We start from the raw sequence: 15,512 nt of genomic DNA, 5'->3' as shown, positions 1-15,512 counted from the left end.
AGCTACTAAAATATGGAATATTCTTTATAACCTAAGTTCGGGTTAACAAATATTTAATTCTTAACCCCTACTCAGGTTAATATATCAATTAGCCAAAAGGAATTAAATCAGCCCTTCATTTCTAAATAAGCTTCAATTTCATCCCTTAAAGCCTCTGCATATTCTATTGAGGCACAAGATTTTAAAAGAATTCTATCACTATGACCAGTTTTGGTGAGGTAGAGATCGTAGTATTTGGTTCGAACCGTTGCAAAAGCAGTTACAACACCTCGTGTTTCAGCACTTTCGTATTTCTCAATCTCAAAACAATCAAAAGTTGAAATATCAATCCAATATCCTAAACGAAAAAAAAGAAAGTAATATATTTTCAATCTTTTTGATTTTGAATCAAGGATTACACCCTGTATGAAAAGGAATAACTGTAAACCAATGGCAAAAACCAAAATCCCACTAACTTTACGAATTACAGATACAAATCCCATATCAGCAAATACATTTGAAAATAAGATACCACCAATCAGCATGATAAACACACCAAAAAATGAATTCCATCCATGAAATGTTGGACCTTGTTTAATCAAAAATTTATAATTCATATCAGATTCTAATTTCTGAAAACACGAAATTTTATCATTATTTTGCGAATAACAAAGAATAAAAGTTAAAAAAAATGCCTGAAATCCTAGATAGGAAAACAGGCATGCTTAGTTTATATTTCAATTTACAATCCAAATTCTTTCTGAATAGCTTCTACATAATCAAGTTTTTCCCAACCAAAAAACTCAATTTTTTTCGTATAACTTTTCTCGTAACAATTTCCTTGAGGTTGTGGATTTGAAGGATCGTAATAAACAGTTACCTCTTTTTCAAAAACATCTCGTCCAAAATGTCCATAAGCTGCAGTTGGCTGATAAATCGGATCTTTTAATCCAAAACGTTTAATGATTGCAGATGGTTTGAGGTCGAATACATTTTTAATTCTCTCAGCTATTACACCATCTTTTAATTTTTTGCCATTTTCACCTTTAAGCTTGCAGGTTCCATTTGTATTTACATAAATGCCAACAGGTTCTGCAACACCAATAGCGTAAGCAACCTGTACAAGTATTTCTTCACAAACACCAGCAGCCACCATGTTTTTTGCAATATGACGCGTAGCATAAGCTGCTGAACGGTCTACTTTAGAAGGATCTTTTCCTGAAAACGCACCTCCTCCATGAGCTCCACGTCCACCATAGGTGTCAACAATAATCTTTCGTCCTGTTAATCCGGTATCTCCATGAGGACCGCCAATAACAAAATTACCGGTTGGATTTACATGTAGGATTACATCTTTATTGAATAGTCGTTTTACTCTGTTCGGGCAAAGTTTCTTAACTCGGGGAATGAGAATTTTCTCGACATCTTCCTTGATTCTTTGCTGCATTTTATCATCCTGATCAAAATCGTCATGTTGCGTTGAAACAACAATTGTATGAATACGCAAAGGCTTATTGTTATCGCTATATTCAACAGTTACCTGAGACTTTGAATCTGGACGCAGATATTTCATCTTTTTGCCTTCCTTTCGGATAGCTGCAAGCTCCTGTACGAGCATGTGAGACAACTCAATTGGAATAGGCATGTAATTGTCCATTTCAGTACAAGCATAGCCGAACATCATTCCCTGATCGCCAGCTCCTTGCTTTTCGTCATCTCCACGATCAACACCACGGTATATGTCGTCCGATTGTGAATGAATTGTACTGATAATTCCACAGGAATTTGAATCAAATTGATACTCTGCTTTGGTATAACCAATATCCTTAACAACTTTGCGTACAATATCCTGTATCTCCACATATCCTTGAGTTCTTACTTCACCACCGGCAACAACCAAACCTGTTGTTACAAATGTTTCACAAGCTACTTTGGAGTTAGGATCTATTTTTAAAAAGCTATCAAGCAAAGCATCAGAAATCTGATCTGAAACCTTATCTGGATGTCCTTCGGAAACGGACTCTGATGTAAATAAATAGGGCATACGTATTTTTTTTATTTTATTAACTAATAATTGTTCCTATATCGCCTTTTTCAATACTGCGAAGTAAATTCCCTTCCACAGCAGAATTATATACTAAAATGGGCATTTTATTCTCGCTGCACAAGGCAAATGCAGTAAGATCCATTATTTTTAATTGTCGTTTTAAAACCTCATCGAAACCAATTGTTTCAAATCGTTTGGCATTTTTGTTATGGATAGGATCAGCATCATAAACACCATCCACTTTGGTGGCTTTCATTAAAACATCTGCACCTATTTCTATGGCTCGCATAGCAGCTGCAGAGTCGGTTGTAAATAATGGATTACCGGTACCTCCTGTAAAAATTAAAGTAAAGCCTTCCTTTAAATAGCTGTTCACTTTATCCTGATGATACATCTCTCCTACTTTATCAATATGCGAAGCAGTAATCAGCTTTGTTTTAATTCCAGCTTTCTCGAAGGCTGTTTGAAGGGCAATACCATTAATCACGGTAGCCAACATACCCATATAGTCACCTTTAATTGGATCACTAAATCCGTTATCAACCAGGTCTGCACCGCGGAATATATTTCCTCCGCCAATAACAAGCGAAATTTCAGTTCCAGCATCTACTGCCTTTTTAATTTCGGAACTATAAAAAGCCAAAGCTTCTGCAGAGATCCCAAAGCCTTTGGAACCTCCTAAAACTTCACCACTTAGTTTAAGGAGAACTCTTTTGTACTTCATTTGTATTCTAATTAATATAAAAACCCTTTATTTCTGCTAACAAAAATAAAGGGTTTCAAATAATTTCACACTAAGCTATCCTAAAAATCAGGATCCCAATGCTACTCTAACAAATTCTTTAACCGTTAATTCTTTGTCAAGCTGACCTAAAAACTGAGAAACTGTTTTCGATGAATCTTTCACGAAATCCTGTTCTAACAAGGTATTTTCTTTGAAGAATTTGTTTAATTTACCTTGAGCAATTTTATCAGCAATTGCTTCAGGCTTGCCCTCTTTCTTAATTTGCTCTTTGGCTATTTCTAATTCACGATCGATAACTGATTGTGAAACGCTTTCCTTATTTAATGCAACTGGATTCATTGCAGCAACTTGCATGGCAACATCCTTACCGGCATTAATAAAATCTTCACTTCCAGCTTTATTCAAATTAACTAAAACGCCAATTTTATTTCCTATATGAATATAAGGAACAACAAAATCACCATTGATAAGATGATAATTTGACAATTCAATCTTCTCACCAATTTTACCAATTTGCTCATCTAATAAATCAGATACTTTGATATCATTTATACTTAATGATTTTAGCTCATCTAAAGTAGCTGGAGTATTCTCTAATGCCGTTTGAGCAATTTTTGTAGCAAAATCAACATAATCTGCATTTTTGGCTACAAAATCAGTTTCACAATTCAATTCAACGACAACACCTTTTTTATTATCATCTGATGTTAACGCAATGACTACTCCTTCAGTGGCGTCACGATCAGCACGTTTGGCTGAAATTTTCTTCCCCTGCTTTCTTAAAAAATCAATGGCTTTTTCAAAATCGCCATTTGTTTCATTAAGTGCCTTCTTACAATCCATCATTCCGGCACCGGTTGTTTTTCTCAGTTTTGCTATATCAGCAGCTGTAATACCCATTATTATTCTTTGTTTTTAACAGTACGTTTCCTAAATTTTCTTTCCTTTACTTCTTCCTCTACTTGAGGTTCTTCTTTCTCTTGCTCATCTTTCTGTGCTTTTCTTTCACTTAAGCCTTCAGAAATTGCTGCTGTAATAATTCTTGTAATTAACGCAATCGATTTCGTTGCATCATCATTACCAGGTATAGGAAAATCTACTTGAGTAGGATCTGAATTTGTATCTACGATAGCAAAAGTATTCAGATTTAATTTATTTGCTTCGGCAATAGCAATATGTTCTTTTTTAATATCAACTACAAATAATGCAGCAGGTAAACGCTTCAAATCAGCAATACCGCCTAAAACACGTTGCAATTTTTCCTGCTCACGCATCATCATGAGGCGCTCTTTCTTATTCAAATTGCCTGAAGTACCATCTTTGAACATTTGTTCAATCGTGGACAACTTCTTCATTGACTTCCTTACTGTTGAAAAGTTCGTAAGCATACCTCCCAGCCATCTTTCTGAGACATAGGGCATATTTACACTTTTTGCAGCCTGCTCGATAATATCTTTTGCTTGCTTTTTTGTTGCAACAAATAATATTTTTCTACCAGATTTTGCAACATTTTTTGCAGCACTTGCAGCAATCTGCAATTTATTCATCGTCTTTTTAACATCGATAAGGTGTATTCCATTATGTTCCATAAATATATATGGTGCCATATTGGGATTCCATTTACTTTTATTGTGACCAAAATGCACACCTGCATCGAGGAAGTCATTCATTGAATTCTTTATTTCCATTACAATCCTTTTATCTCTTTCTAAACTGGAATTTCTTTCTGGCTTTGGGCTGACCTGGTTTCTTTCGCTCAACCATTCTGGGATCTCTTTTGAGACAGCCATTTTTCTTCAAAACATCCTTAAACTCTTCGTTAATTTCAACTAATGCTCTGGCGATAGCAAGTCGGGTAGCTTCTGCCTGACCTGTTGTTCCACCACCCTGAACGTTTACTTTAACATTATAAGTTCCAGTAGTTTCTGATAGTTTGAATGCTTCTTCTACTATTGTTCGTGTAGTGATATTATTGAAATACTCTATATAGTTTTTATTGTTAACCATTATTGTCCCTTCGCCTTTGGACATAAATATCCTGGCAACAGATGTCTTTCTTCTTCCTACAGTATGAATATTTTCCATGCTTATTTAATTTCAAATGATTCAGGTTTTTGAACACTATGTGGATGCTCAGGACCTGTGTAAATGTGCAAATTTTTCATGTACACCTTCCTCAGTTTGTTTTTAGGCAACATGCCTTCAACTGCGTGACGAACAATTTCTTCAGGTTTAGTTTTCAATAAATCCATTGGAGTTTTTACTCGCTGACCTCCCGGATAACCTGTATGACGAATATATTGTTTATCAGCCATTTTTTTGCCAGTAAGTCTTACCTTTTCAGCATTGATGATAATAACCTTATCACCTGAGTTGAAATGTGGTGTAAAATCAGCTTTGTTTTTACCCCTGACTATTTTAGCAATTTCAGATGCTAATCGACCTAAAATTTCTCCTTCGGCATCAATTAAATACCAATTTCTGGAAAAATTATTGACGTTAGCAAACTTTGTTTTATAACTTAAAGCACTCACTTATCTAAAATTTAATAAATTGCAAATTTATATTGTGGGTGCAAAGGTATATTAATTTCACAAAATAGAAACTTGAGTATGAAAATTAATTTTTACCTCCCAAAAAACCCTTATATTATTTCTTTACACGTTCTGAATACGAGTTTGACCGTGTGTCTATTTTTATGCAGTCATCGATGTCGACAAAAAGCGGCACCTGAATTTCAGCACCAGTCTCCAAAGTTGCTGGTTTTAAAGTATTTGTAGCCGTATCACCCTTTACACCAGGCTCAGTATATGTAACTGCTAATTCAATAAAAGCAGGCAATTCTGTAAATAAAGGTGTCTCTGTTTCTGCATGAAATACGATCTCAATATCCTGTCCTTCTTTTAAGAACATATGTGCAGGCACCAGATCTTCCTGCAGATTTATCTGATCAAATGACTCCATATTCATAAATACAAAGCCGGTATCATCTGTATATAAGTACTGAAATGGTCTTCTCTCAACACGGGCTGTAGTAACTTTCACACCAGCCGTAAAAGTATTCTCAATTACCTTTCCGTTTGTTAATCCTTTGAGCTTTGTGCGTACAAATGCAGGCCCTTTACCTGGTTTTACATGTTGAAATTCAACAATTTGATACAAACCATTATTGAATTCGATACATAAACCATTTTTAAAATCTGATGTACTTGCCATGTTTTCTAAAATAAGTTATTTATTTGTACCATCATATGCCCACTTCAAATAGATAGCTCCCCAGGTAAAGCCTCCACCAAAAGCAGCTAATACTATGTTATCTCCTTTTTTCAACTGACTTTCCCACTCCCACAGACACATTGGAATTGTTCCATTTGTGGTGTTTCCGTATTCTGAGATATTAATCATTACCTGATCCTTATTAATACCCATTCGTCTGGCAGTTGCATCTATAATCCTTAAATTGGCCTGATGAGGTACAAGCCAAGCAATATCTTCTGATTGAAGATTATTCTTTTTCATGATATCAGCTGCTACATCAGCCATTCTTGAAACGGCAAATTTAAACACAGCTTGTCCTTCCTGATATATATAATGTTCACGTGCGTCAATCGTCTCGTGGCAAGGAGGCTTAACAGACCCACCAGCTTTCTGATGTAAATGATAACGACCAGATCCATCAGACTTTACAATTGTATCCTGTATTCCATCTCCATCCTCACAAGGTTCAAGTAAAACTGCAGCACCAGCATCTCCAAATAATACACATGTATCACGATTGGTGTAATCAACTATGGAAGACATTTTATCGGCTCCAACAACAATTACTTTTTTATGAGAACCAGATTCTATAAATTTTGAAGCAGTTACCAGTGCATAAAGAAAACCAGAGCAAGCTGCATTCAAGTCATAGCTAAATGCATTTTTAATTCCGCATTTATCTGAAATTACGTTTGCTGTTGCAGGGAAAATCATATCTGGTGTAACAGTTGCACAAATCAGCATGTCGATTTCATCTGGATTTGTTTCTGTTTTTGCTAATAAGCCTTTTACAGCAGGGGTGGCTAAATCGGATGTTCCCAGACCTTCACCTTTTAATATATGCCTTTGTTTAATCCCGGTTCTGGTCATGATCCACTCATCGGAAGTGTCGACCATTTTTTCCAAATCTTGGTTTGTCAGTAAATCTTCAGGGGCAAAACCTTGTATTCCGATAATTGCTGCTTTAATTTTTCCCATTAATAATCATTTAAGCTTCTGAAAAGTTTCTTTAATTCCTCAACCAGATTACTGTCAACAACAGTTTCGGCAAGATTAATCATCTTATTGAATGCCACAGGTGAAGAGATTCCGTGCCCTATGAGAACAGCTCTATTTATACCTAATATGGGAGTTCCCCCATAATTTTCATAATTAAATTTATCAAGAAATGGGCTGGAAACATCTTCAGATTTCATCGCCTTGTAAAATCCTTCAATTAGCTTCAGTGCAATATTTCCAGTAAAACCATCACAAACAATCACATCTGCTTTATCTGAAAAAAGATCATAGCCCTCGATGTTCCCAACAAATTCAATCATTGAACTTGCTTCCATCAAACTATAAGCAGCCTGAGAAACCAAATTTCCTTTTTCTTTTTCAGCACCTATATTAAGGAGAGCAACTCGTGGTTTTTCAATGTGTTCCATTTTTTGTGAAAAAACAGAGCCTAATATTCCAAATTGGAATAAAACATCTTGGCGAACATCTGGATTTACACCTACATCTAATAAAATAGAACGTTTACCATTAAGCTGTGGGATATAAGATGTAATGGTTGGTCTGATAACTCCTTCAATTGGTTTAATGGCATAAAAGGCACCAACCATCATAGCTCCGGTGTTACCCGAACCAATAAAAACATCAATTTGTGATGATGCCAGATATTTGTATCCGACTGCAATACTGGATTCAGGTTTAGCTGAAAATGATTTGGTTGGTGAATCGCTCATTTTAATATGTTGTGTGCAATTCACAAACTCAACTGCCTGATGTGAGGAAAGCTGATTAAACAATTCAGTATATTCCTTTTCAATCAGGCTTAAATCACCAAATAAAACCAGTTTGTTTTTCAGAGTAACATGATCGAGTGCTATGGCAACTCCTTCTAATGCAGCTAATGGAGCATAATCTCCACCCATCAAATCCAATCCAATTCTCATCCTTAAAATTTAAGAAGATACATTTTATGCCTCTTCTTTATCCAGTACTACTTTGCCTTTATAATACAATTTTCCTTCATACCAGTATGCTCTGTGGTAAATATGTGGTTCACCAGTAGTAGGACATATTGCAATGTTAGGAGCAGTTGTCTTATAATGAGTTCTTCTTTTATCTCTTCTCGTTTTCGAAATTTTTCGCTTCGGATGTGCCATTTTAGTCTTCTTTAAATTTATTCTTTAATTCCTGAAGTTTAGCCCAAGGGTTATTTTCTTCAGTATCATTTTCTTTAATTACTATATCATCAAATTTGCTGGTCATTTCCTCATCACATTCTAAATCAGCCATATCGCAACTTACCTTTAGTGGTAACTGAATAAGAATGAACTCATATAAATAATCAGCAACATTAAATACAAGATCGTGTGAGCTTACAAAAATGATGTCGACATCTTCGTTGTTCTCAATTTCGCTATCTACTTTCATGATTAGCCTATAATTCTCATTAATAGGTAAATCAAATTGTGTCAAACATCTGTCGCAAAGCAAATTAATACTTCCATTAAATTCAAAGTTCAGTATATATAAAACTTCACTCTGCTTGTCAAGTATTAGTTTAACGGCCACATTCGACTTTGTAACCAATGAATCTTCATATTGGTTAAAAAAATCATCATTCACCTGAAAATCAAAACTATGCTCCCCAAGCTTCAAGCCCGGAAACTTTACATCAAAGGCTTTATAAAACGATTTCTTTTCCAAAACAATTACAATCCATTAAAAAATCGAACTGCAAAAGTAGTAAATATTTTATTATGCAATCCGTTGAATATTTATTTATAAATCTTCCTTTTCACGAACTAATTTAGTTCCAAGAGGATCTCTCGTAATTTCTTTGTGTTGTTCGCGATTCTTCATAACCTGTATGGCCACAAATAATGCTTCGCGAAAAGAGTTTTCATCTGCAATTCCCTGGCCAGCAATATTGAATCCTGTTCCATGTACTGGAGATGTGCGAATAATAGGCAAGCCTGCAGTGTAGTTAACTCCTTTGTCAAATACCAATGATTTAAATGGTGCAAGACCCTGATCATGATACATGGCTAATACACCATCGAACTTATAATACATCTGACTACCGAAAAAACCATCTGCAGAATATGGACCCATTGCTAATATGCCCTTTTCTTTGGCTTCGTTAATAGCTGGAATAATAATTTCACTTTCCTCTGTCCCTAATAAGTCAGCATCACCAGCATGTGGATTTAAACCCAAAACTGCAATTTTAGGTTTGTTAATTGCAAAATCTTTAACCAAAGTTTCATTATAAAGCCTAAGTTTTTCAACTATCAATTCCCTTGATAAGCGGGAAGACACTTCTCTCAAAGGGATGTGATCGGTAACTACACCCATTTTCATTATTTCTGAAACCATTAACATCAAGTAGGAAGATGCGCCCGATTCTTTCATTAAATATTCAGAATGCCCGGGATATTTAAAAACATCAGATTGAATATTGCTCTTGTTAATAGGGGCGGTTACTAATGCATGAATTAACTTTTGTTTCAAAGCTTGCATGGCAGAATTTAAAGAATTGTATGCATACAAACCTGATGATTCTGTCGGTTTCCCGATTTCAATTTTTATTTCACTATCCACATTCCAATCACATAAAATATTCAATTTTCGTGAATTTAGTTGCTTTGGATCCCTGACAATTTCATAATTTAAATCCCTAATGTTCAAAACCTTAAGATAGTAATTGACTAGATTTTTACAACCAAAAACTAATGGGGTACAGTATTCATAAATTCTTGGATCAGAAAAAACGCGAAGAATAATTTCTGTACCAATACCATTAATGTCACCAACACTTATTCCAATTACAGGCTTTGAATTTCGTTTAGAATTATTCATTAATACTTATTTTTTTTAGAAAGTCAAAGATAAGCCGAACGCCTATGGCTGTCCCTCCTTTTGTAAAATATTTATAATCTTTTTGTATAAAAGCTGGCCCAGCTATGTCCAAATGTATCCAATTATAATCTGTAAATCTTTCCAGAAACTTAGCAGCAGTTATGGCTCCACCTTGTGGTCCTCCAATATTTTTGACATCAGCAATATCCGATTTAATTAATTCAGCATACTCTTCCCATATGGGAAATCTTACCAATCTCTCATAAACTGCTTCACCACTTTTGCTTAGTAAATTCTCATCTTCATCGCTATTGCTAAAGCTCACAATACCATATTTGCCAATTGCCATAGCTGAAGATCCTGTTAAAGTGGCTATATCAATAACCAATTGTGGATCGTAATTTTTGGCATATGCCAAGGCATCAGCCAGCAACATACGTCCTTCAGCATCGGTATTGAGCACTTCAACCGTTGAGCCATCATACATATTAATAACATCACCCGGATAATAAGCATTTTGACCCGGACGATTATCGGTTGCAGGAACTAACCCAACTACGTGTACATTAAAGTCGGATTTAGCTATTGCATACATAACACCCGCAACTGTGGCTGCACCGCTCATATCACATTTCATATGATCCATTGAATTAGCAGTTGGCTTCAAACTTAATCCACCTGTATCAAAAACAACTCCTTTACCAACCAAAACAATTGGTTTTTTATTGACTGGATTTTTCGGCTTCCATTCCATTATTGTAAAAGTAGGTGGATCCAAACTACCTCTGTTCACGGCCAATAAGCCACCCATTTTAAGGCTCTCAATTTTTGCTTTATTTAAAGTCTCCGTATAGAATCCTGAACTTTTACCTGCTTTTTCGATTCGATTGCTTAATTCAACAGCTGTCAGATTTGATCCCGGTTCATTTACCAAATCACGAGCCAGATAGACACCTTCTACCAGAGACAATAACTCATCTATATCTGTTTGACTAATAGCACTAAGCAAAACTTGAATTTGTAAATCAATCAAATCCTCTTTATCACTTTTGTATACCTCAAAAGTATAAGCCGACAACATGAAGCCTTCAATATAAGCCAGAATTAGGTTCTTATTATGTGGGAACCAAATACCTAATTCGTCAAACTTATATTTCTTTAAGGCATTAACTAATAAAGATCCCGCCACTCTAAACTTATCTATCAGTACAAAATCATCGCTCTTTTCTTTTATGAAGTGCAGAAAAATGCTTTGCGAAGCTCTGGGCAACCTGAATAGGTATATTTTCTTTTCTAAATAATTTGCAATAAAACTGGACTCTTCTGCACTAAGATCGATTGGAAGATCAAGTGAATAGTTATTTTCCTCATCCAGTTGAATAAGTAATACAACAGGTTTTGCCATTGTAAATTCACTTGATAAATGTATGCTGATACTCATTTTTTTTTGATGCAAAAATAAGAATTTAGATGATAGTTCAAGTTTATTGTTATTGATCTCATTAGAATTCTGAATTGCTCAGCTAGAATTGCTGAATAATTAAAAACAATTTTCTACTTAGGTTTGCACTTAAATATTGAATTGACATAAAAAATAACACATTGTATCATCAGAAAAAGAAATATTTAGGCCAGCACTTTTTGCATGAAAAAACTATAGCCAAAAAAGTAGCTGACAGTTTACAATTGATTGGCGACAAATACCATACGCTGCTTGAAATAGGACCAGGAGAAGGTAGTTTAACCCAATTTCTGATGGAATTAAATACAAATTTGCATTTGATTGAAATTGATACCGATTTGATTGCCAAATTAAAAGACAGTTTTCCAACACTTGCCGATAAGATATTTAATGTTGATTTTTTAAAATTGGATTTACGAAAAGAATACTCAGATCCGATTGGGATTATTGGAAATTATCCTTACAATATATCTTCACAAATATTAATCAAGGTAATTGAAAACCGTGATATCATTCCAGAAATGGTTGGTATGTTTCAAAAGGAAGTTGCTGAAAGAGTTACAGCCAAGCCAGGGTCGAAAACCTATGGAAGAATTAGCGTGATGGTTAATGCTTTTTTTCATACCGAATATCTTTTTACGGTGAGCAAAGGAGTATTTACACCTCCCCCAAAAGTAGAATCTGCGGTTATTCGCTTAACTCGGAAAGAAAATTTCAAACTAGATTGTAGGGAAAAACTTTTCACAACAATAGTAGCTGCAGCATTTAGCCAGCGCAGAAAAACGATCCGCAATGCAATCAAGCCATTTCTCAACAATCAGACGCTGGTTGCTGAAGAATATTTGCAAAATCGAGCTGAAAAACTGAGTGTTGAAGATTTTGTCAATATCACCAATAGTATCAGCAAAAACAGTTAAATCGCTTACTTTTATTTCTTTATAAGTTTAGCTTTATCAACCTAAGAAAAAACAATTTCTTTCTTAGATTTGCTTTGCCATGCAGGAAATTAACAAACAATATATTGAGCATATTCAAGAAATGCTTGAGAATAAGGATTCAGCTTCTATTATTGCCTTATTCAACGAAATCCATCCTGCGGACATTGCTGAAATAATTGAAGAGTTAAATATTCGGGATGCCCGCGAACTGTTCTCTTATTTGGTTGGCGATCTTGCTTCTGATGTGTTGGTGGAATTAGAGGATGACACACAACAAAAATTACTGTTAGATATTCCTGCATCAGAAATATATGAAAAATTCATTGAATCAATGGAATCGGATGATGCTGCCGATATTATCAATGAATTGCCAGAAGGTGTTCGGGAAGAAGTTGTGACCATACTGGCAAAAAGTTCAGAAGAAGATGCACAGGATGTCATCGAATTACTTGAATACGAAGAAGATTCAGCTGGTGGTTTGATGGCTAAGGAAATGATTCAGGTGCACATAAACGATACAGTATCCAAGTGTATTGCCCTAATTCAGGAAGCAAAAGAAGAAGTTGATGATATTTATGCTGTTTATGTTGTTGATGATGATGAAAAATTAAAAGGAATTATCCCTCTTAAAAATCTTGTTTTATTCCCTCCACGTACAAAGATTATTGACTTTTTTGAAGATGACGTAAAATACGTTACGGTTGATACAGAAGCCGAAGAAGTTGCTCAAATTATGCAACGCTACGATTTGGTTGTTCTACCGGTTATTGATCATGATGGTATTTTAGTTGGACGAATAACTATTGATGATGTTGTTGATTTTATAACTGAAGAAGCAGAGGAGGATTATCAATTAGCATCAGGTATTTCCGAAGATGTTGATCCGACCGATAAGGTTTGGATACTTTCACGAGCTCGTTTGCCCTGGTTGCTCTTGGGATTAGTCGGTGGTGTTGCTGCTTCAAAAGTAATTGGCACTCACGAAGAAACCATACGGATAAATCCAGAGATGGCATTTTTTATTCCCATTATTACAGCTATGGCCGGAAATGCTGGAATTCAATCTTCAGCTATAGTGGTTCAGGCATTGGCTGCTAATACCATGGGGAAATCCAGTTTTCTGGCGAAAATTTTAAAAGAATTTACAGTTTCAGTTATCAATGGATTAATATGTGGAATATTATTAATGGTTTATGGAATATTCTTTACTGACATGCTTCAAACGGCCCTAACAATCAGCATTTCTTTGCTTGTGGTTATCATGTTGGCTTCAACCTTAGGATTTGCAATTCCCTTATTATTGGATCGAATTAAAATCGATCCTGCCCTTGCCACCGGGCCTTTTATTACAACCACAAATGATTTAATTGGACTGGCTGTTTATTTTTATATTAGCCATTTGATGTATAGTTTCACTTTCTGATTTTCATGCAAAAAAGATTTCTAATAACTGAATCTGTTCCAGAATTTTTTAGTGATGGATTAATCAAATTTGGATTTGAGCTGGACATTAATACCCAAATTTCACAAGTAGAAATTGAAGAAACAATAAGTCAGTATGATGGTTTATTTATTCGTGGAAGAATAAAAGCCGATACTAAACTATTGGCAAGAGCAGCAAAATTAAAATATATACTTAGACCGGGATCAGGTTTGGATATTATCGACATTGCAAAAGCGGCCGAACAAAAAATCATCCTGATTAATTCCCCAGAAGGCAATCGCGATGCTGTTGCTGAACATGCCATCGGTATGTTATTATCTTTGCTAAATCACATTCCACAATCATTTGACGATCTTAAAAATAATAAATGGAGTAGAGTTGAATCTGCTGGAAGCGAGTTGATGTCCAAAACAATTGGTATTATTGGATTTGGCAATACAGGTGCAGCCTTCGCTAAAAAGCTTAGTGGATTTGATGTGAGGATATTGGCTTATGATAAGTTTATCAGCGGATTTGGAAATGATTTGATAACAGAAGTTGGTTTAAACCAAATGTATGCAGAAGCAGATATTGTGAGTTTTCATATTCCATTAACTTCTGAAAACACCTTTTTAGTAGATCATAAATATCTCGAAAGTTTTAAAAAAGACATTTATCTCATAAACACCAGTCGTGGCAAAATACTAAAATCCACCGACCTGATTGAGGCAATAACAAAAGGAAAAATTAAAGGAGCCTGTTTGGATGTGTTGGAAAATGAAAATTTGCCGACTTATAGTGCTGAAGAGAAAAGCCTACTAAATAAATTAATTTCAACTGGAAAAGTTATCATTACACCGCATATTGCAGGAAAAACCAAGGAATCTGAAGAAAAAATCCATTTGTATTTATTACATAAATTACACGAAATTTTGTCTTATTAATCACTGTATCATTATTTTACAACATCCAACGTATAGAACTAGCTATTTGAGCTCAAATACTCACCTATAAGACACACTTACTCACTTATTCTTGATTGTTAAAGCTCGTGGACTTACCTTTACTTAAAAAATAAGATAATAAAAGACTTTCGTTTTGATTTATTCATAGGTCTATATTACTTTTGAAGTTTTTGTAAAATTTGAAAATTGAGCCATATGTTTAGGAAACTTGCGTTTCTCGCTTTAGGCGTTATTTCACTTGCAACAGTGTCGTTTGCACAATCCTCTTACGGAACACTTGTTGGAAAAATAACTGATGCGCTTACTGGCGAAGAATTAATCGGTGCGAATGTGGTTGTAATCCTCGAGGGTAACCAAAAAGGAGGAGCATCAACCGACATCAATGGAGATTTCATCATCAAACCAATTCCTCCAGGTAAATACAATATTCATGCCTCTTACATTGGGTATAAGGATGTGATCATTACCGGATACCAGATTTTTTCAGGAAAATTATCCAAACAGGATATTAAACTGAATGTTAAAGCCAAGGAAGAAGACGAATTCGAATATATCGAGTACGTCAAACCATTGGTTGATGTTGAAGAAAGTAGTGGTAATCGACTGGGTAGGGATGAAATCAGAAAAGCACCCACCAGAAGTGTTGGAGAATTAGTTGAACTTACAGCTGGTGTCCAGGGCGGTAGTGTTAAAGGACAGAGAGCAGAAGGTACAGTGTATTTCATTGACGGAGTTCGTGTACGTGGTTTCTCAGGTGTTCCTCAAGGAATGATTGCTGAAATCAACACTATTACCGGTGGAATTTCTGCTGAATATGGTGACTTTACAGGTGGTGTTGTT

18 protein-coding genes are annotated in these 15,512 nt (G+C 35.2%); 4 read left to right on the top strand and 14 right to left on the bottom strand.

The features are described 5' to 3' along the window. Positions 1 to 107: 107 nt before the first annotated feature. From HOG71_05975 to HOG71_05910, 14 genes are all read right to left on the bottom strand, one after another. Positions 108 to 596, bottom strand: coding sequence for a hypothetical protein (locus tag HOG71_05975; GenBank protein MBT5990382.1), 489 nt, complete (start codon positions 594 to 596; stop codon positions 108 to 110). A 125-nt stretch (positions 597 to 721) separates the two neighbouring features. Continuing rightward, the gene (locus HOG71_05970; GenBank protein ID MBT5990381.1) at positions 722 to 2,023 is read right to left on the bottom strand and encodes a methionine adenosyltransferase; all 1,302 of its coding nucleotides are present in this window, start codon (positions 2,021 to 2,023) and stop codon (positions 722 to 724) included. A gap of 19 nt (positions 2,024 to 2,042) precedes the next feature. Then, entirely contained in the window at positions 2,043 to 2,750 is a 708-nt protein-coding gene (locus HOG71_05965) for a UMP kinase (protein MBT5990380.1), read from the bottom strand. An 87-nt stretch (positions 2,751 to 2,837) separates the two neighbouring features. Beyond that, entirely contained in the window at positions 2,838 to 3,671 is an 834-nt protein-coding gene (locus tag HOG71_05960) for an elongation factor Ts (GenBank protein ID MBT5990379.1), read from the bottom strand. Between the two features lie 2 nt (positions 3,672 to 3,673). Then, positions 3,674 to 4,459, bottom strand: a complete 786-nt coding sequence (gene rpsB / locus HOG71_05955) for a 30S ribosomal protein S2 (protein MBT5990378.1) — start codon at positions 4,457 to 4,459, stop codon at positions 3,674 to 3,676. 10 nt (positions 4,460 to 4,469) lie between these two features. Further along, positions 4,470 to 4,856: a 30S ribosomal protein S9 gene (rpsI, locus tag HOG71_05950; protein ID MBT5990377.1), complete on the bottom strand. Its 387-nt coding sequence runs from the start codon at positions 4,854 to 4,856 to the stop codon at positions 4,470 to 4,472. A 2-nt stretch (positions 4,857 to 4,858) separates the two neighbouring features. Further along, positions 4,859 to 5,305 carry a 50S ribosomal protein L13 gene (rplM, locus tag HOG71_05945; GenBank protein ID MBT5990376.1) on the bottom strand — a complete coding sequence of 149 codons (447 nt, stop codon included), beginning with the start codon at positions 5,303 to 5,305 and terminating at the stop codon, positions 4,859 to 4,861. 115 nt (positions 5,306 to 5,420) lie between these two features. Next, positions 5,421 to 5,987, bottom strand: coding sequence for an elongation factor P (gene efp / locus HOG71_05940; protein ID MBT5990375.1), 567 nt, complete (start codon positions 5,985 to 5,987; stop codon positions 5,421 to 5,423). 15 nt (positions 5,988 to 6,002) lie between these two features. Further along, positions 6,003 to 7,007 carry a ketoacyl-ACP synthase III gene (locus HOG71_05935; protein ID MBT5990374.1) on the bottom strand — a complete coding sequence of 335 codons (1,005 nt, stop codon included), beginning with the start codon at positions 7,005 to 7,007 and terminating at the stop codon, positions 6,003 to 6,005. After that, complete coding sequence (locus HOG71_05930; GenBank protein MBT5990373.1) at positions 7,007 to 7,969, bottom strand: phosphate acyltransferase; 963 nt, start codon at positions 7,967 to 7,969, stop codon at positions 7,007 to 7,009. Before HOG71_05930 ends, HOG71_05935 begins: the two co-directional genes overlap by 1 nt. Before the next feature lie 24 nt (positions 7,970 to 7,993). Beyond that, a complete protein-coding gene (gene rpmF, locus HOG71_05925) occupies positions 7,994 to 8,182 on the bottom strand; it encodes a 50S ribosomal protein L32 (GenBank protein MBT5990372.1) in 189 nt (62 codons plus the stop codon). A gap of 1 nt (position 8,183) precedes the next feature. Beyond that, positions 8,184 to 8,729 carry a DUF177 domain-containing protein gene (locus tag HOG71_05920; GenBank protein ID MBT5990371.1) on the bottom strand — a complete coding sequence of 182 codons (546 nt, stop codon included), beginning with the start codon at positions 8,727 to 8,729 and terminating at the stop codon, positions 8,184 to 8,186. A gap of 75 nt (positions 8,730 to 8,804) precedes the next feature. After that, positions 8,805 to 9,884 (bottom strand): 4-hydroxythreonine-4-phosphate dehydrogenase PdxA, encoded by a 1,080-nt coding sequence (gene pdxA / locus HOG71_05915; protein ID MBT5990370.1) that lies wholly within the window; start codon positions 9,882 to 9,884, stop codon positions 8,805 to 8,807. Further along, on the bottom strand, positions 9,877 to 11,325 hold the full coding sequence (locus HOG71_05910) for a leucyl aminopeptidase (GenBank protein MBT5990369.1): 1,449 nt from the start codon (positions 11,323 to 11,325) through the stop codon (positions 9,877 to 9,879). Before HOG71_05910 ends, pdxA begins: the two co-directional genes overlap by 8 nt. A gap of 161 nt (positions 11,326 to 11,486) precedes the next feature. Between HOG71_05910 and rsmA the strand changes: the two genes are divergently transcribed. From rsmA to HOG71_05890, 4 genes are all read left to right on the top strand, one after another. Next, a complete protein-coding gene (gene rsmA, locus HOG71_05905) occupies positions 11,487 to 12,263 on the top strand; it encodes a 16S rRNA (adenine(1518)-N(6)/adenine(1519)-N(6))-dimethyltransferase RsmA (protein ID MBT5990368.1) in 777 nt (258 codons plus the stop codon). Between the two features lie 79 nt (positions 12,264 to 12,342). After that, a complete protein-coding gene (gene mgtE / locus HOG71_05900; GenBank protein MBT5990367.1) occupies positions 12,343 to 13,707 on the top strand; it encodes a magnesium transporter in 1,365 nt (454 codons plus the stop codon). 5 nt (positions 13,708 to 13,712) lie between these two features. After that, positions 13,713 to 14,651 (top strand): hypothetical protein, encoded by a 939-nt coding sequence (locus HOG71_05895; GenBank protein ID MBT5990366.1) that lies wholly within the window; start codon positions 13,713 to 13,715, stop codon positions 14,649 to 14,651. A 216-nt stretch (positions 14,652 to 14,867) separates the two neighbouring features. Next, on the top strand, positions 14,868 to 15,512 hold a 645-nt coding region (locus HOG71_05890), incomplete at its 3' end, for a TonB-dependent receptor (GenBank protein MBT5990365.1).

The organism is Bacteroidota bacterium (genome assembly GCA_018698135.1).
Taxonomy (GTDB): Bacteria; Bacteroidota; Bacteroidia; order CAILMK01; family JAAYUY01; genus JABINZ01.
This window is presented reverse-complemented; position numbering and strand designations above follow the sequence as displayed.